The organism is Sorangium sp. So ce1036 (genome assembly GCF_051369805.1).
Lineage (GTDB): Bacteria > Myxococcota_A > Polyangia > Polyangiales > Polyangiaceae > Sorangium > Sorangium cellulosum_F.
In genome coordinates, this window is sequence record NZ_JBBMOX010000001.1 from 4,196,718 (window position 1) to 4,214,886 (window position 18,169).

13 protein-coding genes are annotated in these 18,169 nt (G+C 72.5%); 4 read left to right on the forward strand and 9 right to left on the reverse strand.

Features of this window, described 5'->3' with window-relative positions; translation table 11 throughout:
* Positions 1–18: 18 nt before the first annotated feature.
* Positions 19–1,617 carry a TIGR02266 family protein gene (locus WMF31_RS15965; protein WP_436602765.1) on the reverse strand — a complete coding sequence of 533 codons (1,599 nt, stop codon included), beginning with the start codon at positions 1,615–1,617 and terminating at the stop codon, positions 19–21.
* Between the two features lie 243 nt (positions 1,618–1,860).
* Between WMF31_RS15965 and WMF31_RS15970 the strand changes: the two genes are divergently transcribed.
* On the forward strand, positions 1,861–2,226 hold the full coding sequence (locus WMF31_RS15970; RefSeq protein ID WP_436602766.1) for a PilZ domain-containing protein: 366 nt from the start codon (positions 1,861–1,863) through the stop codon (positions 2,224–2,226).
* Between the two features lie 449 nt (positions 2,227–2,675).
* Here WMF31_RS15970 and WMF31_RS15975 read toward each other — a convergent pair whose 3' ends face one another.
* The 6 genes from WMF31_RS15975 to pilB form a co-directional block, all read right to left on the reverse strand.
* A complete protein-coding gene (locus WMF31_RS15975) occupies positions 2,676–4,298 on the reverse strand; it encodes a hypothetical protein (RefSeq protein ID WP_436602767.1) in 1,623 nt (540 codons plus the stop codon).
* 241 nt (positions 4,299–4,539) lie between these two features.
* Positions 4,540–5,643 carry an OmpA family protein gene (locus tag WMF31_RS15980; protein ID WP_436602768.1) on the reverse strand — a complete coding sequence of 368 codons (1,104 nt, stop codon included), beginning with the start codon at positions 5,641–5,643 and terminating at the stop codon, positions 4,540–4,542.
* A gap of 65 nt (positions 5,644–5,708) precedes the next feature.
* The gene (locus tag WMF31_RS15985) at positions 5,709–5,993 is read right to left on the reverse strand and encodes a DUF4398 domain-containing protein (protein ID WP_436602769.1); all 285 of its coding nucleotides are present in this window, start codon (positions 5,991–5,993) and stop codon (positions 5,709–5,711) included.
* 150 nt (positions 5,994–6,143) lie between these two features.
* Positions 6,144–6,836, reverse strand: coding sequence for a transcriptional repressor LexA (gene lexA, locus WMF31_RS15990; RefSeq protein ID WP_129349027.1), 693 nt, complete (start codon positions 6,834–6,836; stop codon positions 6,144–6,146).
* 184 nt (positions 6,837–7,020) lie between these two features.
* Positions 7,021–8,160 (reverse strand): type IV pilus twitching motility protein PilT, encoded by a 1,140-nt coding sequence (locus tag WMF31_RS15995; protein ID WP_436602770.1) that lies wholly within the window; start codon positions 8,158–8,160, stop codon positions 7,021–7,023.
* A 4-nt stretch (positions 8,161–8,164) separates the two neighbouring features.
* The gene (gene pilB, locus WMF31_RS16000) at positions 8,165–9,865 is read right to left on the reverse strand and encodes a type IV-A pilus assembly ATPase PilB (protein ID WP_436602771.1); all 1,701 of its coding nucleotides are present in this window, start codon (positions 9,863–9,865) and stop codon (positions 8,165–8,167) included.
* A gap of 102 nt (positions 9,866–9,967) precedes the next feature.
* Between pilB and WMF31_RS16005 the strand changes: the two genes are divergently transcribed.
* Positions 9,968–11,197, forward strand: a complete 1,230-nt coding sequence (locus WMF31_RS16005) for an FHA domain-containing protein (protein ID WP_436602772.1) — start codon at positions 9,968–9,970, stop codon at positions 11,195–11,197.
* The gene (locus WMF31_RS16010; protein WP_436602773.1) at positions 11,194–12,516 is read left to right on the forward strand and encodes a serine/threonine-protein kinase; all 1,323 of its coding nucleotides are present in this window, start codon (positions 11,194–11,196) and stop codon (positions 12,514–12,516) included. The genes WMF31_RS16005 and WMF31_RS16010 overlap by 4 nt, the downstream gene beginning before the upstream one ends.
* A gap of 35 nt (positions 12,517–12,551) precedes the next feature.
* On the opposite strand, the gene WMF31_RS16015 is transcribed toward WMF31_RS16010, so the two are convergent.
* Complete coding sequence (locus WMF31_RS16015; protein ID WP_436602774.1) at positions 12,552–12,881, reverse strand: hypothetical protein; 330 nt, start codon at positions 12,879–12,881, stop codon at positions 12,552–12,554.
* A gap of 145 nt (positions 12,882–13,026) precedes the next feature.
* Here WMF31_RS16015 and WMF31_RS16020 point away from each other — a divergent pair, with 145 nt between their 5' ends.
* Positions 13,027–15,849, forward strand: coding sequence for a tetratricopeptide repeat protein (locus WMF31_RS16020; protein WP_436602775.1), 2,823 nt, complete (start codon positions 13,027–13,029; stop codon positions 15,847–15,849).
* 39 nt (positions 15,850–15,888) lie between these two features.
* Here the strand turns inward: WMF31_RS16020 and WMF31_RS16025 are convergent, their stop codons facing one another.
* Entirely contained in the window at positions 15,889–18,033 is a 2,145-nt protein-coding gene (locus WMF31_RS16025; RefSeq protein ID WP_436602776.1) for a M3 family metallopeptidase, read from the reverse strand.
* Positions 18,034–18,169: the final 136 nt, after the last annotated feature.

The following is an 18,169-nucleotide window of genomic DNA, read 5'->3' on the forward strand; positions in this document are numbered from 1 at the left end:
TACCCCACGGCGTACCGATCAACCGTAGGGATCGTCCGACTTCGGCGGGGCCGGCCGCGGCCGCGGCCGCGGCCTCGGCCTGGGCGCTGCCGTCGGCTTGGGAGCCGCGGGCTGGGCCGTCGCCTCGGGAGCGGCCGGCTCGGCCGTCGCCTTGGGCGCTGCGGGCTCGGCCGTCGCCTCGGGAGCGGCCGGCTCGGCCGTCGCCTTGGGCGCTGCGGGCTCGGCCGTCGCCTTGGGGGCCTCGACGGGCGCGGCGCTTGCGTTGGGCGCCGCGGAAGCCCCGGCGCCCGCCGCGGGGGCTTCCGGCTCGGTGGGGGCCGACGTGTCCGTCGCCGCAGGCACGACGCCCTGCGGCTTCTCCTCCGGCGTGGCCGCGGGCTTCACCTCGGGCTGCTCGGGGGTCGCGGGCGCGGTCGGCTGGGGGTCGCTCTGCCCGAAGAAGAGCCAGAGCCCGCCGCAGAGCGCCGCCGCGACCAGCAGGATGGTGAGCAGCCTCCCGGTGCCGCTGCTCTCCTCTTCCTGTTCCTGCGCGTGCGCGGGCTTGATCCCGGACTTCGCGGCGACCCCCGCGGCCGCCTTCGCCTCCGTCGGCCCGGCCGCCGCAGGCTTCGGCCTGGAGCGGTCCTCAGCGACCTTCGCTTCCTGGCGCGACGGCCTTTCGGGCTGCTCCTCGGCCGGCGCCCTGGGCGCCGCCTCCTCGACCAGCTTCCTGGCCGCGGCGGCCTTCACGGGCCTCGCCTCGGGGGCGGCCGGCGCCTCGTCCAGGTCCTGCCGCTCGCTCGCCTGCTGCGCGACCGCCGCGACCGGCGCGGCCGCGGGCTCGGCCAGAGGCATGGCCGCCGGCTCCTCCTTCGGCCTCGCGGCCGCCTCCGGCCTCTTCGGCGGGGTGGGGATGAGCGGCTCCTTCGACGCGCCGATCTCGTCCAGCGAGCCGCCGGCCTCCGCGAGCGCCTGCTTCAGCAGCTCGGCGGCCTGCTTCATCATCGTCCGCTCGTCGGGCGGCGGCATCTCTTTCTCGGGGTTCGTCTTCGGGAAGAAGCTGCCGGCCTCCGCCGGATCGGCCTTCTTCATCGAGTCGCCCTGGCCCGCGGCCGCGTCGGCCTTGGGGCTCGCGCCGATCGCGCCGAGCCCGAGCATCGTCGACGCCCGCCGCACCTGCGCCGCAGCCTTGGGCGCCGCCGGCTCGGCCTGCTGCGGCGCGGTCGCGCCGTCCTGCGCCTCGTCGCCCAGGTCGGAGCGATCGGTGATCCCGGCCTCGAACGCGGAGCCGGCGCCTTGCTGTGCGTCGACGAGCCGGGAGATGACGGCCTTGGACTTCTCGTCGATCTTGATGAATTTGACGCCCATGCCGGACGGCTGCGCGTCGCTCGCCTGCGCGGGCTCGCGCTTCCACACGACGCGGCCGACGCCGGCGATGACGGTCTGCTCATCCTGCAGCCGGATCTCGAACTTGAGCAGCGTGCCAGCGGGGAACGGCGACGGCGTCTTGATGAAGATGCCGCCCCGGCTCACGTCATGCGAGTGGTGCTCGATGAACTCGTCGACCGTGGCGCTCTTGTAGCGGACGGTCATTTGCAGCACTCTCGCTCGCGGATCTTTGCGTGTGTCCTGGGCCATCAGGGTAGAACTCCGGCTACTTCGCGACTCGCTCCTGCGGATGTGGTCCGCATGTTACCCAAGGTTCGCCGCGAAGCCCAAAGGCTAACACGTGACGGTCGTTTCACCGAACGCGGCCATGAGCTTCGCCGGGCGAGCATGCTGTTCGCGCGCGTGCTCGCGCCCGCGCAGCAGGCCTCGGTGATGCGAGCATGCGCGCGCGGGTCTCGTGATATGTTCGCGCCGACTGGAGAATGCGCCGGGATGGCTGTCCGGGACCACTTTCGCGCTCATGCGAGGCGCCGCGTCGATCTCGGGGCGACGCTGCGCGATCGGCAGTCGATCGAGGAGCACGGCGTCCGCATCCGCGATCTGGGTCTGGGCGGCGCCGGCATCGAGCTGTCCGAGGCCCAGCTCGCGTCGGAGCTCCTCGAGCCCGAGGCGCCGGTGACGCTGGAGGTCACCACCCCGAACCTGTGGGATCCGCTGAGCCTTCGCGGCCGGATTGCCTGGATTCGCCGGGGCGCAGCGGGGCGGCCGGCCCGCGCGGGCATCCGCTTCGAGCATCACGATGCCGGCGCGCTCTACGCGCTCCACCAGCTGCTCGGCGCCGAACCCTTCGACCTCTAGCGCGGCGGGCACCCGCTTCGGAGACGGGCCCATCTCGACGTTTTCGGTGCTCGGCGTACGTGAGTACGCCTGCGCGCCGAAAACGCCGATCTGGGCCCGTCTCCTGTGCGGGTGCCCGCCGCGCTGTGGGCTGTGCACCGCGGGGGTGGGGGGCGGGGCGATTGGGTGTGCTTGAGTGCGGCTGCGCGCCGAAAACGCAGAGCTTGGGGCATTGCCCTGGATGGAGTACATGGTTCCCTGACTTCGCTCCTGGCTCCGTGTCTTCGGCAGGGGCCCAGGAGAGAGGGGGCCGCGCTGGGCAGGGGACCGCATCTCTGCGGGCCGGGCAGGCCGGCACGACCCATCGCGCGGCAGGAGCCCCATCCGAGCCCCACGCAACCAGGGAAGAGCTTGCAACCAGGGACGAGCGTCCCGGGGGTGGATTGCTCGCGATGTTCGTCCGAGGGGGCCTAGAAGGCGAACACGGGCCCGATCGTCGGCGCAAAGACAAGGCCGAGCGTTGGCCACATCAGCATCGCCTTCAGCTCGGCGGCAACGCCCACATGGTCGGTGATGCCGTAGGTCATGCCCGCGCCGAGCCCCGAGAAGTTCAACCCGGTGATCTGATAAGCGTCGAGGTTCTCCACGAAGCGAGTGTTCTGCGCGCACCGGTCTCTGCCGCTTCCGATGTACGACAAGCCGTCCTCCGTGCGGTTATCACACACGTCCACCGCCACCGACGCGTTGACCTGGGCCAGGCCGATGGGCGACAGGAACAGGTACGGGCGGAGGCCGCCCTTCTCGACGATCCGATCCCCCAGGAAGAAATACGTGAAGCGCAGCTCCCCGTGGAACGGCAAAAAGTCTTTCGCCTGGAGATGGGGGTTCTGTCGATCCTCCCACGACGTCGGGGGGTCGCTGGACGACGGCGACCCGCCGAAGGCGTACCCGAGCCGCACCCCCGCGAGCAGCGGCACGCTCGAGAAGAGCTGCCGGTCGTACGACACCATCGCGCGCGCCCCGGCGAGACCGAGGCCACCCGTGATCCCGTTCGTGTCGGGGATATGCGCCGGCTCCCCGTAAAACTGCTTGCCACCGCTGTTCGGATAGAAGCAGGCGTACGCGGGATCGCTGCCCGAGCAGACGTAATCGGTGCTGCGGATCAGGAGCACGTCGAGCTGCCCCCAGACGCCGATCACATTGCGACCACCCTTGCTCGCCGCGCCCTTGCCGCCTCCGCTCCCCTGCTCGCACGTCCCATCCAGGCATACGAGCCCCGACGCGCACTCGACGGTCTCCTCGCAGCTCTCGCCCAGCCCCGCGTCGCCTCGCTCACCGTCCGCGGGGCAGCCCGGCAGCCCCGGCGGGCAATCCTCCTTGGCGACGCAACGCGTCGGAGGCTCCCGGCCAGGCAACGAGGGCTCCTGCTCGATCTCGTTCTTGATCGGCACCCGGTGGGGCGCCTTGAGGGAGCCGGCGGTGCCCACCGGGTCACCCGCCTCGTCCTGCACGATCACGTAGTACCGGACGTCCCCGGTCGTGGTGACATCCTCGCACGGGATCTCGGCCCCGAAGCCGCTCCCGATGCGCTCCATGTCCAGCGATTTCCACTTCTGCGCGCCGAACGGCTTGTACCGGAGCGTCGCCTTGGACGCGCCGATCTCCTCCGGGAGCTCGACATAGACCGGCACCGGCGTGTTCACCGCCTGCTCGGCCACCGGCGTGTGCTCGATGCCGCCCGCGGCGGCCGAGCTCCCGTCGTCCTCGCCCCCCTCGTCCGCGCCAGGCCTCCCGCCGGCCCCGACCTCCTTCTGGGCCTCCTTGAACGCCTGCGCCAGCTCGGTGGTCGTCAGCGCGTCGATGAGCGCCGCCTTCGGGTCGGCCCGGAGCGCGCGCACGAACTCCGCCCTGGCCTGGTCGAGCTTGCCGCCGCCGCCGTAGACCGTCCCGAGCGCGATGTGCAGCTTGCCGATGACCGGCCTGGAGCAGGCGTTCCTCGCGCACCGCCTCAGGGCGCCTTTCAGCCTCCGCTCCGCCTTGTCGAACTCGACGGAGAGGTAGTCCTCGTCCATCGCCTGGTCGTGCATCTTCATCGCCTCCGCGTCCCTCTCACCGGCGGCGCTGGCCACCGCCGGCGCGCCGAGGACGAACGTCGAGGTCAGAGCGAACGCGAGACGAGCGCGGCGTGAACGACGAAACAACACGGGTTCAGATCTCCAGGAAGGGCTGGGGACGGGCTCTTGCTATCAGGAGCGGAGCCGCCACCGGCTCCGGGAGTGTGGCGTCGAGAGCCGCGCACCAGCACGCCGGGCGTGCACCTCGCCGGCGGCGTGACTACTGCGCGCTCTCCGTGCGGACGAACTGCACGCGCCGGTTCAGCGCGCGGTTCTGATCGGACGTGTTGGGCACGATCGGCACCTCCATCCCGTACCCCTTCGACGTCAGCCGGCTCTCGTCGATCCCCTTGGCCACGAGGTACTTCTTCACCGCGGCCGCGCGCCGATCGGACAGCTTCTTGTTGTACGCCGCGGAGCCCCTGTTGTCGGTATGCCCCTGGATCTCGATCTTGATCTTCGGGTGCGCCTGCAGGACCTCCACCACGGCGTTGAGGATCGGGAAGCTCTCCGGCCGGATCTTGTCCTTGTCGAACTCGAAGTGGATCTGCTGCGTGATCTTGATCTCCTTCTCGGTGACGATGACAAGGCTCGGCTTCTTCGGGCAGCCCGGCTTGTCCCCGCCGACCACGCCCGGCTCGTTCGGGCACTGGTCCTCGAGATCGACCACCGTGTCCTTGTCGTTGTCCGGCTCGGGGCAGCCGTCGGCGTCCTCGTAGCCGTCCGGATCCTCCGGCTCGTTCGCGCAGCTCTGGCCGGTGGTGTCCTTGTCGGACACGTCGGGGATCGTGTCGAGATCGTTGTCGAGATCGGGGCAGCCGTCGTCGTCGAGGTAGCCGTCCTTGTCCTCGGGGATCAGCACGCAGCTGTCCTTCGAGTCCGTGATCCCGTCGCCGTCGGTGTCCGGGTCGTCCGGGCAGCCGTCGTCGTCCTGGAAGCCGTTGTAGTTCTCGGCGTCGCACGGGCACTTCGGATCCTGCGGATCGAGCAGGCCGTCGCCGTCGCAGTCGCCGGGCTTGGGCTTGGGCGGCGGCTCGTCCTCGATGAACCCGCGCTCGGCGCACTTCTGCGGCGGCGAGAGATCGTAGGCGGCGTGGGTGTTCGCCTTCGCGATGTCGAGGTGCTCCTTGGCGCGCGCGAAGAAGCCCTGATCGAGCTCGACCGACGCGAACGTGAGGTGCGACTTCGCCATCGCCAGCTCGCGCGGCGCGCAGCGCAGCGCCCCGTTGCGCTCGGCCTGCGCCGCGATGCTCGTCAGCCCCTCGATCTCGCCGCGCATGACCGGCACCTGCGCGCACGAGGCGACGGAGCCCGCGAACACCATGACAGCAACGACGCCAGCGCGATCCGCGCGGCGGCCACGTGATGCGCGGCGCGTCCTCCGAATGCTCATCGACCCGCGCCCTCGTGCGCCTGCTTCGCCAGGTTGATCGCCTTGTCCGCGTACTCCTCCGCGACGTCGGCGAAGTCGATCGCGTCGCCGTAGTCGGCGGCGGCGGCCTCCTCCCGAGCCTTCCAGAGGTGCTCTCGCGCGGTGTAGTACTCGTACGGCGCATACTTCTCTGCGCCGAGCGCCTCCGCTGTCTCGAGCTTGCTCGAGGCCGAGTTCGCCGTGAACGCGTAGATGGTGCCGCCGCAGCCGCTCGTCAGAGCCGCCGCGAGCACCAGGCCCACGCCTGAAACCAATGTCCCGAATCGCCGCCCGTGCGTCGTCACGATCGCGTTCTTTCTGGAGCAGGCCCCACTAGGCCGTCCGTCCGGTCGTGGCGACGCTACCAAGTGCGCTCGGCGCGCGTCAACCAGCTCGGGGAATGGGGAGGTCGGTTAGAGCTTCCGGTACACGCCGACGACCACGCCGAGGAGCATCGCCGGCTTGAAGTCGCTCGCCCGGACCAGGATCGGGGCCATCGCCGCGTTCGCCGGCTGGAACCGCACGTAGTCCTTCTCGGGGAAGAAGTACTTCACGGTCGCCTCGTCGCCGATCAGCGCCACCACGATGTCGCCCCGCTGCGCGGTGAGCTGCCTGCGGACGAAGATGTAGTCGCCGCTGAAGATCCCCGCCTCGATCATCGAGTCGCCCGTGACGCGCAGGCCGAACACCTCGCGGCCGCCGCGGACGAGGGTCCGCTCGATCCGGACGGTATCGAGGACGTGCTCCTCGGCGAGGATCGGCAGGCCCGCGGCGATCCGGCCGACGACCGCGATCTCGACGAGATCGTCCTCCTGGTCGTTCGCCGGGGCGTCGCCGCCGCCCCCCACGAGCGCGCTGCGGAGCGGGTCGCCGCCGCCCGCGCCCTCGCCGTCGAGGTCACGCGGGCGGAGGGCGCGGGACTTCATGTCCTCGCGCGTGAGGTAGCCCTTGCGCTCGAGCGCCCGGAGGTGGTCGTTCACCCCGTTCGTCGAGCGGATCCCCATATGCGCGCCGATCTCGCGCAGCGTCGGCGGGTACCCGCGCTCGCTGATCGACTGCCGGATATAGTGAAGCACCTGCTGTTGTCGCTCGGTGAGCCCCTGCATCGACGCGGAACCTACTGAACGGTTGGGTAGATGTCAAAAAAGTGTGGGGGCCACCGTCGAGAGACGCGAATTCGCTTGGTTTTTCCGGATCCGGGAGGGGGCGCGCCGCGGGCGCCTCGCCCCGCTGCGCGGTGAGCCGCGGGGCGCGTCGAGCGTGCAGGGTGAACCGAAGGGCAGGCCCTGCTCAGGGCTGCTTCGCGAGGTTGCTCCGCGAGCTCATGGCCGCGCGCGGCTCGAGCATCGCGCGGAGCTCGTCGGGGTCGGCCGCGGCGGCGAACGCCTCCTCGAGCGTGATCATCCGGCGCTGGTAGAGCGAGGCGAGCGACTGGGCCATCGTCTGCATCCCGCTGCCGGCCTGGCCCATCTGCATCTGCGAGTAGATCTGGTGGAGCTTGTCCTCGCGGATGAGGTTCCGGATCGCGGCGTTCGGGATCATGACCTCCATCGCCATGACGCGCCCCGGCCCGTTCGCGCGCGGCAGGAGCAGCTGCGTCATCACGGCGACGAGCGTGAACGAGAGCTGCTGGCGCACCTGCGACTGCTGGTGCGGCGGGAAGACGTCGATGATCCGGTTGATGCTCGAGATCGCCGAGTTCGTGTGGAGCGTGGCGAACACGAGGTGCCCCGTCTCGGCGATCGTCAGCGCGGCCTCGACGGTCTCGAGATCGCGCATCTCGCCCACCAGCACGACGTCCGGATCCTGGCGCAGGGCGTAGCGGAGCGCGTCCTTGAACGACGCGGTGTCGGACCCGATCTCGCGCTGGTTCACCAGCGAGAGCTTGTGCGGGTGCAGGTACTCGATCGGGTCCTCGATGGTGAGGATGTGGAGCCGCTGCTCGGAGTTGATCTTGTCGATGATGCTCGCGAGCGTCGTCGTCTTGCCCGAGCCGGTCGGGCCGGTCACCAGCACGAGGCCCCGCGGCTTGGAGGTGATGTCGAGCACGACCGGCGGCAGGCCGAGCTCGTCGAAGTTCATGATCCGGAAGGGGATCTGCCGGAAGGCGGCCGCCACGGCGCCGCGCTGCATGTAGATGTTCGCGCGGAAGCGGGCGAGCCCCTTCATGCCGAACGACAGATCGAGCTCGTTGCGCTGCTCGAACGCCGCCACCTGCTCCTGGCTCAGCACCGAGTAGCAGAGCTGCCTCGTGTCGCTCGGCATGAGCGGCGGCAGCTTGAGCGGCACCACGGTGCCGTCGATGCGCAGGAGCGGCGGCGTGCCGCTCGTGATGTGCATGTCGCTCGCGCCCTTCTCCACCATGGCGCGGAGGAGCTGCTGGAGCGTGTACCGGAGGCCCTCCTGCTGTCCGACGATCTCGGTGGTCATGCGCTCAGTCTCCCATCGTCACGCGGCCGACCTCCTCGGTCGTGGTGATCCCCGCGAGCACCTTCTCGATGCCGCTCATCCGGAGCGTCAGCATCCCGCCCTTGATGGCGGCGGCCTTGAGCTCGGCCGTGGACGCGCCCTGCAGGACCATCTCCTTCAGCGAGTCGTTGAAGCGCATGACCTCGTAGAGCGCGACGCGGCCCCTGTAGCCCGAGCCGTTGCACGACTTGCAGCCCGCGCCGCGCACGAGCTCCGCGCGCGCCACCTGCTGCTCGGTGAAGCCGAAGTCGAGGAGCACCCTCGGCTCCACGCGCAGCGGGACGCGGCAGTCGGCGCAGATCTTGCGCGCGAGGCGCTGGGCGAGCACGAGGTTCACGCTGGCGGTGATGAGGAACGGCTCGACGCCCATGTTGAGGAGGCGCGAGATCGTCGACGGCGCGTCGTTCGTGTGCAGCGTCGACAGCACGAGGTGCCCCGTGAGCGCCGCCTTCACGGCGATCTCGGCCGTCTCGAAGTCGCGGATCTCGCCGACCATGATGATGTCCGGGTCCTGCCGGAGGAACGAGCGCAGCGCCATCGCGAAGTTCAGGCCGATCTCGTCGTGCATCTGCACCTGGTTGATCCCGTGCAGGTTGTACTCGACGGGATCCTCGGCGGTGCTGATGTTCGAGCCGACCTGGTTGAGCTCCGAGAGCGCCGAGTAGAGCGTCGTCGTCTTGCCGGAGCCGGTCGGGCCGGTGACGAGGACCATGCCCCACGGCTGGTTGATGGCCCACTTGAAGTCCGCGAGCGGCTTCGGATCGAAGCCGAGCTTCACCATGTCGAGCTGGAGGTTCGACTTGTCGAGCAGGCGGAGGACGATCTTCTCCCCCCAGATCGTCGGGAGCACGGAGACACGGAAGTCCATCTCCCGGCCCTTGCCCATCTTCAGCTTGATGCGGCCGTCCTGCGGGAGCCTCCGCTCGGCGATGTCGAGCGAGCTCATGATCTTGAGGCGGCTCGCGATCGCGTTCTTCAGCTTGATGGGCGGCTGCATCTCGTCCATCAGCACGCCGTCGATGCGGTAGCGCACCCGGAGCTTCTTCTCGTACGGCTCGACGTGGATGTCGCTCGCCCCCTTCTTGATCGCGTTCAGGAGGATCGCGTTGACGAGCCGGACCACGGGCGCGCCCTCGGCGGCCTTCTCCAGCTCGAGGACGTTCACGTCGTCGCCCTCGACCTGGAAGCCGACCTCCTCCTCGGCGAACTCGCTCAGCATCTCCTCGTACGAGGCGCCGACGTTGTAGGCCCGATCGATCGCCTCCAGGATGCCCGTCTCGGACGCGACGACCGGCTCGACGTTGAACCCGGTGAGGAACTTGATGTCGTCGATCGCGTGGAGGTTCGTCGGATCGGCCATCGCCACGACGAGCGCCGTCCCGGACCGGGAGATCGGGATGATCTTGTGCTTCTCGCAGACCTCCCGCGAGACGAGGCGCGAGATCTCGGCGTCGATCTCGTACTCGTCGAGGGCGACGGCCGGGACGCGGTACTGCGTCGAGAGGAAGGTCGTGATCTCGCCGTCGGAGATGTACCCGAGCTTGGCGAGCGCGTAGCCGAGGTTCTGTCCTGTCTTGCGCTGCTCTTCCTGGGCTTGCCTGAGCTGCTGGAGGCTGATGAGCTTTTCGCGGACGAGCAGTTCGCCGAGGCGGTTCGTGGTCGACATCGAGGCCGCAAATCCTGCGGGTGGGGAGGAGGGGAGTCAACGCTGGCGGTTGGGGCGGGCGCGCATCAAGGGTAGGATGTCGGATGGCGAGGGCGGCGCGGCGTGAGTCTCTTTGAGTGGTTCGGGCTCAAGCGGGGGGACAGCCGACGCAGGGCGGCCGAGGCGAGGGAGCTCGCCGGCGATCTCGCGGGGGCGGTCGAGCTGTACATCGAGGCCGGGATGCCGGACGACGCGGCCCGGGTGCTCCTCCTCCGCGCGGACGCCGAGCGGAGCGTCGAGAAGCGCATCGCCTTCTGCGCGTCGGCGTCCCGCACCGCGGAGAGCCCCGAGCTCCGGCGCGCGGCGCTCGGGCGCAAGGCGCTGCTCGCGCTCGACCTGGTCCGCGCGCGGGGCGCGAGCGCGATGCGCAGCGAGGTGCTGGCCGTCGCGCGCGATCTCGAGGAGGCGGGCGAGCTCGAGCGCGCGGCGGACGCGTACGCGCTCGTCGGCGACGTCGAGGCGGAGGCGCGCGTGCTGGCGGCGGCGGGCGCGATCGACCGGCTCGAGGAGCGCCTCCGCGTCTCGATGAGCGTCGAGCGGAGCCAGCGCGAGCTCGCCGCCGTGCTGCGGCGGATCGCGGACCTGGATCGGATGGCGGAGCGCCGCGAGGCGATCTCCGTGGCCGAGGCGTGGCTGGGGGAGCGGCGCGACTGCGAGCAGGTGGCGGACGCGCTGCGCGCCATCCGCGCGCGGCTCCTCGCGGGCCCGGTCGTCGCCCTGGAGCTCGGCGGCGCCCTCCTGCGCTGCGCGCTCGGCGACGAGGTCACGATCGGCCGCGGCGAGGCGACGATCGTCGTCGCGTCCCGCGCCGTCAGCAGGACGCACCTCGGGATCCGGCGCGGCCCGTCGGGCGTAGAGGTCGAGGATCTCGGGACGCGGAACGGCACGACCCTCGCGGGCGCGCGGCTCACGGCGCCGCTGCCCGTGGGCCGCGGCGTCGAGCTCCTCCTCGGCGGGGAGGTGCCGTGCGCGATCGCGCCCGCGGACGGGCAGGGCTGCGTCGTGGAGGTCGCGGGCGAGCGCTTCGCGGCGCCGCTCGGCGATCTGCCGGTCGGGCCGTGGCGGCTCCGCCTCGATCGGGCGGGCGCCTCGGCGTTCGTCGTGCTGAGCACGCCGCCCGGGGCGCCGCCGCCGTTCCTTGGCGACTACCAGCTCGCCCCGGCCGTCGAGCTCTGCGCCGGCGACGCGATCGCCGCGGCGCGCGGGGGGACGGCGGTCTTCCGGGTGAGGGCCGCGGGAGACGCTCCGGCGCCCCGGAGGGACGGGGGCCGCGCGGAGGGCGGGCCGGCGTGAGCCTGTGGCAGCGGCTCAAGGAGCGGCTCGGCGGCGAGAAGGCCGAGGGCGGTGCGCCGCGGGGCGGCGACGCGCCGCCCGGCGCAGCGCCGGCGCGGCCGCCGGGGCAGGGGCCCGCGCGCCCGCGCGGTCAGCCCGCGGCGCGCGAGGCCGGCGACGACGTCGCGCGCCTGCGGGGCGCGGGGGCGAAGGACGGACCGTCGACGGACGAGGTGATCGCGATCCTCCGGCGGGCGCGCGGGACGCCGCGGGAGGCCGAGGCCGTCGCGCACCTCGTCGCGGCGATGGACGAGCGGCTGCTCCCGGATCCGATCCGGGTGGCGTGCGCCGACCTCCTCGCGGCCCGGGGGGACGAGCAGGGCGCGCTCGGCGTGCTCGAAGGCGGCGTGCCGCGCGAGCGCGCCGGCGCCGCGCGCGCGCAGCCGGTGTCCTCGACCGAGGGGCTCGTCCTCGCGGCCGACCTCTACGCCTCGATGGGGCAGCTCCCGCGGGCGCTCGGCGCGATCGAGCGGGTGCTGGTCCGCGAGATCGGCGCGCCCGGCGCGCGCGAGCGCCACCGGCGCTGGCGGGCGGCGCTCGGCGCGGAGCGGCCGGCCGCGGCCCGCGTCGAGGATGTGACGATCGTCGCGCCCTCGGCCGGCAAGACCCCGTTTCGCCTGCTGCGCGAGGTGGCGCGCGGCGGCTCCGGCGCCGTCTACGAGGCCGAGGACGAGGTGCTCGGCCGGCGCGTCGGGTTCAAGGTCTACCACGGGCGGGGGGGGGACCGGGCGCACCTCACCCGCGAGGCGCGCCTCGCCGTGGCGCTCGAGGGGCCCGGCGTGGTGCGGGTGTTCGACGCGGACCCGGACGAGGGGTGGATCGCGCTGGAGTGGGTCGCGCGCGGCTCGCTGCGGGACGTGCTCCGAGCCGGCGACGCCGCGGCGCTCGCGCCCATCGGGCGGTGGGCGCGGCCGCTGGCGCGCGCCCTCGCCCGCATCCACGATCGCGGCTACGTCCACGCCGACGTCAAGCCGGGCAACGTGCTCCTGCGCCAGCTCGGCGAGCCCGTGCTCAGCGATTTCGGCCTCGCCAGGCCCCGCGGCGCGCCGTCCGCCGGCGGCAGCCCGGGCTATGTCTCACCCGAGCGGCTCGGCGGGCGCCCGAGCGACCCGCGGGACGACGTCTACGGCTACGGCCGCGTGCTCGAGGACGTCCTCGTTCGCCTCGCGCCGCTCGGGAGCGAGGGGCTCTCGCCCTGGAAGGAGCTCGCGCTGCGGTGCCTCGGCCCGGACGACGAGCGGCCGCCGGACGGCGCGGCGCTCGTCCGCGCCGTCTGCTGAGCGCCGCCGCGCCGCGCGCCGAGCTCCGCGCGGCCTCAGCATGCGTCGAGGCACCGCATGTACTTATCGAACGCGGCCGGGTCCGTGCCGTCGAACGCGCCGCACGGCGCCTCCGCGGCGCACGCCGAGGCGCACCGGCTGGCGCCTGCGCACGACGCCTCGCTGGAGGCGCCGCCGCCGTGGTAGCCGCACTCGTCGATGTGCTCGGCCGCCTCGTCGCATACCGTGCCGCATCCGGACGCCAGGGCGACCGCGAGCGCGATCGACGCCGCGCGTGCCCTCGTGGCGCCTCCAGGCCGCGCTGCCGGGGTCTCTCTCTCGCCGCCGGGCGCTTCCGTCCACTGGCGCCCCTTGCCTTCGCTCATGGGTATCCTCTCCCGAGGTGATGTCTCGCACCCGGAACCTTACGCAGCGGAGGCGCGCGCAGGGCGGCAACTTGCTTCGCTTCGGGCGCGGCCCTGATAGATTGCTCACCTACATGCGCGCGCGCAACGAGGAGAGGGCGATCTGATGCGCCTGGCGATCGTCGCCACGCCCGGCTTGCATCGTGATCAGAGGCCTGCGCCCGGCTCGCTGGACGGTGACCTCGTCCGGGCTCGCCTCTCGCTCGACGACGCGGGCTTCCGGGTCGTCGACGTCGATCCCGCCCGGGATCTCGCGGAGCAGCTCGACGCGCTGTTCGACGAGCTCACGGCGACGAGGAAGACCCTGGTCGACGCGGACGAGGCCGCGCGCGAAGAGGCGTCCGCCCTGCTCCTGTTCTACGCCTCCAGCACGGTCGCGCTCTCGCCCTCCGGGGAGCTCTTCCTCTGCCTCGACCCGGAGAACCCCGGCGTGGGCGACGCGCTGGGCGACGTCGCCGCCGTGTTCGGCGATCGCGCCCGCGGCGCGGTGCTCTTCGTCATCGAGTGCCATCACGCGCCCGAGGTGACCTCGAGCGCCGTGGTCGCCGCCGCGGAGCGGGCCGTGACGTCCCCGGCCACGGGGATCGAGCTCCTCGTGGCGGCCCACCCGCTCGGGTCGTTCGGCGACGACCTGCCGTCGGTGTTCACCCGCGCGTTCGTCGAGCACCTCGACGAGGCCGATCCGGAGCGCGGCCTCACCGCGGAGGCGATCTTTCGCCGCGTGGCGGAGAGCCCGGCGCTGGCCGACGCGATCCCGTGCTTCGCGCGGGTGCGCGGGAGCGACGCCATCTCGGTGCTCCTCCCGCGCGGCGACGGCGCCCTCGACGCGGCCCCGCCGCCCGAGGCTGTCCCGCCGGACGAGATCGCGGCGCCGCCGCTCGGGGCCGCGGTCGACGTGGACGTTGCCACCACGCCCCCGCCCGCGCCGGACGATCCGGTCGCGCAGTACCTCGCGGCCGGCGATGCGCTGGCCGCCGCGAGCGACCTCGAGGGAGCGCTCACGGCGTACAAGAAGGCGCTCGCGCTGGTGGGGGCCGCGCAACGCGAGGGGCGCGCGGAGGTGCACCAGCGCATCGGGTACGTCCGGTGGCGCCAGGAGAGGCGCCGCGAGGCGATCGCGAGCTTCGAGAGGGCGCTCTCGCTCGCGCCCGAGCACCGGCCCTCGCTCGAGGCGCTCGTCGAGCTGAGCCTCGCCGAGCGCGACTTCGCCGCGCTGCGCACCGCGGAGGAGCGGCTCCTCGCGCGCCTCGAGAGCGACGCCGACCGGCTCGCGCTCCTCGTCCAGGCCGCCGAGCGCTGGGAGAGTGTCGCCGGGGATCCGGCGCGGGCGCGGGAGCTCCTGGAGCGGGCGCGGGAGCTCCGCCCCGACGAGCCCGCGGTCCTGCGCAGCCTGGAGCGGCTGTGCGAGGCGGCGGGCGACGTCGACGCGGCGTTCGAGGTGCGCCGCCGCCTCGCCGAGCTCGTGGAGGACCCGGAGCAGCGGGCGCGCGCGCTGCTGGAGCTCGCGCGCGCGGCGATGCAGGGCGAGGCGCGCGCGACCCTGAGCGAGATCACCCGGGAGCAGGCCGGCATCGACCTGCTCGAGCGCGCGCTGGACGCCGATCCCACCCTGCTCGAAGCGCTCGCGCTCCTGGCGATCCTCCTGGCCGCTCGGCAGGAGTGGGGCGAGCTCGAGCTCGCGTACCGGCGCATGCTGGACCGGGCGCAGCGCATCGCCGATCCGCAGGCGCGGAGCGACGTGACCTGGGAGGTGTGCCGCCGCCTCGGCCTGCTCTTCCGCGACCACCTCGAGGATCCGAGCTCCGCGCTGGAGGCGTTCGAGGGCGCCGTGGCCGAGCGACCGGACGACGTCCCGGGGCGGCTCAACGCGGCGTCGCTCGCGCGGAGCGCGGGGCGGTTCGAGCGCGCCGCCGCGCACCTCCAGGCCGCGGCGGTGCTCGATCCGGGCAACGTCCAGGCGTTCCACGAGCTGTTCGATACGTTCCAGAAGCTCCGGCGCCCCGACCAGGCCTGGGCCGCCGCGAGCGTGGCCATGTACCTCGGCGCGGCCGAGGCGCGCGAGCGCTTCGTCTTCGAGGAGCACCGGCCGGCGGGCGTCGTCCAGCCGGCGCGCGCGCTGAGCGCCGGCGCGTGGGAGCTCCTGCGCGCGGCCGATCGCGATCGCGCGCTCGAGGCGGTGCTCGCGTCGGTCGCCGACGCGGCGATCCGCGCCCGGCTCGCCCAGCGCGCGCGAGAGAAGGGGCTCCCTCGGCCGGATCCGAGCGCGCGCGCGGACGCCGAGCGGAACGCGGCGGGCGTGGTGCGCCTGTTCTCGTGGGCGAGCCGGTGCCTCGGGATCACCGCGCCGGCGGTCTACCTCCGCAAGGACGCGCCGATCGCGGTCGCCGCCGTGACGGTCGAGGAGCCGAGCGTCCTCGTCGGCGGCGAGGCGCTCCGCGGGCGGACGGCCGTCGAGCTCGCGTTCCTCGTGGGCAGCCACGTCGCGTACCACGTCAGCCCGCACCGGCTGATCCTCCATTTCCCGTCGCTCGAGGAGCTCGGCGTCTGCGTGGCCGCGGCCGTCAAGCTGGTGCGGCCCAAGGAGGCCGTCCCTCCCGAGCTCGAGGGCGCCGTGCTCTCGCTGCTGCCGCTGCTCCGCGAGCACGCGACGGCGGACGAGCGCGGCGCGCTGGAGGCCTCGGTCTCCGAGCTCTACGAGATCCGCGCGCCCCTCGATCTCGCCCACTGGGTGGGCTCGGTCGAGCGTTGCGCTGCCCGGGTCGGTTACCTGCTCACCGGCGATCTCTCGATCGCGGCGTCGTCGCTCTCGCGCGGGGACGCGCCCGGGGTGCTGACGGCGGAGGAGAAGATCGGCGATCTCCTCTCGTTCACGGTCTCGGACGCCTACCACGCGCTGCGCGAGGAGCTCGGCGTCGCGATCGAGCCCTAGGCACCGTGGACGACCGCCGCGAGGGCGGCCCCGGCGCGCTCAGTCCTTGCCCTGGAGGTAAGCGAGGTAGGCGTCGTGGCTCGGCGGGCGGCCGAGAAAGCGGGCGACGAGCTCTCCTGCGTCGACGCCGCCTCCCTTCGCGAGCACCTCGTCGCGGAACGAGCGCGCGACGGCGGGGTTCAGCAGGCCCTCCCGCTTGAAGCGGGTGAGCACGTCGCGAGAGAGCGACAGCGCCCACTGGTACCCGTAGTAGCCCGCGTCGTAGGTGATGAGGTGCCCGAAGCTCGACTGGAGGTGCGTCCCCTTCACGAAGGCGAACGACTCGTTCGCGCGCTGCGCCTGCTCCACGACCCGGGTCGTGTCGAAGCCCGGGTCGCGGGCGTGGAGCTCCAGATCGAGCGACGCGAGGGTGAGCTGCCGCTGCGTGGCCAGCGCGCGCCCGAAGCCGCGCGCGCGGGTCATCGCCTCGAACAGATCCTCCGGGATCTTCTCGCCGGTCGCGTGGTGCTTCGCGAACAGGTCGAGCACCTCGCGCGACCACGCCCACTCCTCGAACATCTGGCTCGGCGCCTCGACGAAATCGCGCACGGCCGCGGTCCCCGAGTAGGAGGCGAGCTCCGAGCGCGTCAGGAGGTGGTGCAGCACGTGCCCGAACTCGTGGAAGAACGTCACCACGTCCTCGTGGGACATGAGCGCCGGCTGCGCCCCCGGCTTCGGGAAGTTGCACTCGAGCGCCGCGATGGGGGTCTGCCACGACCCGTCGTCGAGCCGCTTCGCCGTGCGCACGACGAACATCGCCGCGTGCTTGTACTTGTCGGGGCGGCTGAAGAGGTCGAGGTAGAGCTTCCCGATCCGCTCGCCGCCGGCGCGCACCTCGTACGCGGTCACGTCGGGGTGCCAGGCGTTCGCGGGGACCTCCCTGTACTCCACGCCGTACATCCGCGCGGTGAGGTCCATGAGCCCCTGCCTCACGGCGCCGAGCTCGAGGTAGTCCGAGAGCGCCTGCGAGTCGAACCGGTACCTGGAGGCGCGGACGCGGTCCTCCAGGTAGTAGCGCTCGGAGGGCGGGAGCTTGTCCGTCGGCTTGCCTCCGAGCCGCACGTGCTCCCTCATCAGCTCGGCGAACTCGGCCCTGGCGGGCTCCTTCAGCGCGGTCCTGACCTGGTCGAGGAAGGCGCGCACGGCGCCGCTCGTCCTGGCCATCCGCGGCTCGATGGCGTAGTCGGCCCAGCTCTTGTAGCCGAGCATCTTCGCCTTCTCGGAGCGGAGCGCGAGGAGCCGCTCGAGCAGCTTCACGTTCTTCTCGCCGCCGCGGTTCGTGAACAGGATGAAGAGATCGAGCGCGGCCTTGCGGTCCTTCGCGTAGGTGACGAACGGGAAGAAGTCGGGGTAGTCGGTGGAGATCTCGACCTTGCCGTTCGCCTTGGGCGGGTGCTTCGCGACGTACTCCTTGGGCAGCCCCTCGAGGGACGCGGGCGCGATCTCGATCGACCCGGTCGACGCCGACAGGTTCGACATGAACTCCTGGCTGATGCGGGTGATCTGCTCGTTCACGTCGCGGAGGCGCTGCTGCCGGTCCGGCGGGAGCGACAGCCCGTTGCGGCGGAAGTCGCGGAGGACATCGGAGAGGAGCCGGGCGCGCTCGCCCTCCAGCGCGTCTCCCTGCTCGGCGTACGCCTCGATGACGGCGGCGAGATCGGCGTCCAGCCACATCGCGGTCGTGAACCGGTCGACCTTGGGCTCGCAGAGCCTGGCGGCCTCGCGCACGGCCGCGTCGGGGTGCGCGACGCCCATCAGGTACGGGAAGTCGCCCGCGCTGTTCACCTCCAGCACCGCGTCGTCGAAGCGCCCGAGCGTCGCGGCGTAGGTGAGCTCCTCCGGCGGCGCTCCTTTCAGCGCCCTGATGGCGTCGAGGTGCCGCGCCGCCGCGCTCAGGTGCTCGTCGCAGAGCCGCTTCACCCCGCTCACGGTCATCCCCACGGCCACGGGATCGAGCTCGGCGCGCGCTGGGGCCTCGGGTCGCAGGGTCGCCGTCGGGGGCGAGGGCGCCGCCGGCGCGGCGCTGCCGGGCGCGGGCGGCGGAGGGACGGCGCCCGTCGGGGCGCCCGCGCCGCAGGCGGCCAGCAGGAGGAGCGAGAGGAGCGAGGGGCGCCCGAGGCGCGTGGGCGTGGAGCCGACCTTCATGGCGGCCCGGCTATACCACGGGGTCCGGGGGAGGCCCGGAAGGGGAGGCGCCGGCGGAGCCGCGATCCGGGGGCTGTGAGGTGCGTCGCGGTCGGCGCTCGCGCTCGCTCGGAGCGCGGCGCCGCGCACCCCGCGG

Excerpts from the sequence above, each read along its gene's own strand:
- lexA (WP_129349027.1), bottom strand. The coding sequence starts at position 6,836 with ATGCAGGGGCTCACCGAGCGACAACAGCAGGTGCTTCACTATATCCGG.
- WMF31_RS16015 (WP_436602774.1), bottom strand. The coding sequence starts at position 12,881 with ATGAGCGAAGGCAAGGGGCGCCAGTGGACGGAAGCGCCCGGCGGCGAG.
- WMF31_RS15975 (WP_436602767.1), bottom strand. The coding sequence starts at position 4,298 with ATGAAGATGCACGACCAGGCGATGGACGAGGACTACCTCTCCGTCGAG.
- WMF31_RS16025 (WP_436602776.1), bottom strand. The coding sequence starts at position 18,033 with ATGAAGGTCGGCTCCACGCCCACGCGCCTCGGGCGCCCCTCGCTCCTC.
- WMF31_RS16020 (WP_436602775.1), top strand. The coding sequence starts at position 13,027 with ATGCGCCTGGCGATCGTCGCCACGCCCGGCTTGCATCGTGATCAGAGG.
- pilB (WP_436602771.1), bottom strand. The coding sequence starts at position 9,865 with ATGTCGACCACGAACCGCCTCGGCGAACTGCTCGTCCGCGAAAAGCTC.
- WMF31_RS15965 (WP_436602765.1), bottom strand. The coding sequence starts at position 1,617 with ATGGCCCAGGACACACGCAAAGATCCGCGAGCGAGAGTGCTGCAAATG.
- WMF31_RS15970 (WP_436602766.1), top strand. The coding sequence starts at position 1,861 with ATGGCTGTCCGGGACCACTTTCGCGCTCATGCGAGGCGCCGCGTCGAT.
- WMF31_RS15980 (WP_436602768.1), bottom strand. The coding sequence starts at position 5,643 with ATGGTGTTCGCGGGCTCCGTCGCCTCGTGCGCGCAGGTGCCGGTCATG.
- WMF31_RS15995 (WP_436602770.1), bottom strand. The coding sequence starts at position 8,160 with ATGACCACCGAGATCGTCGGACAGCAGGAGGGCCTCCGGTACACGCTC.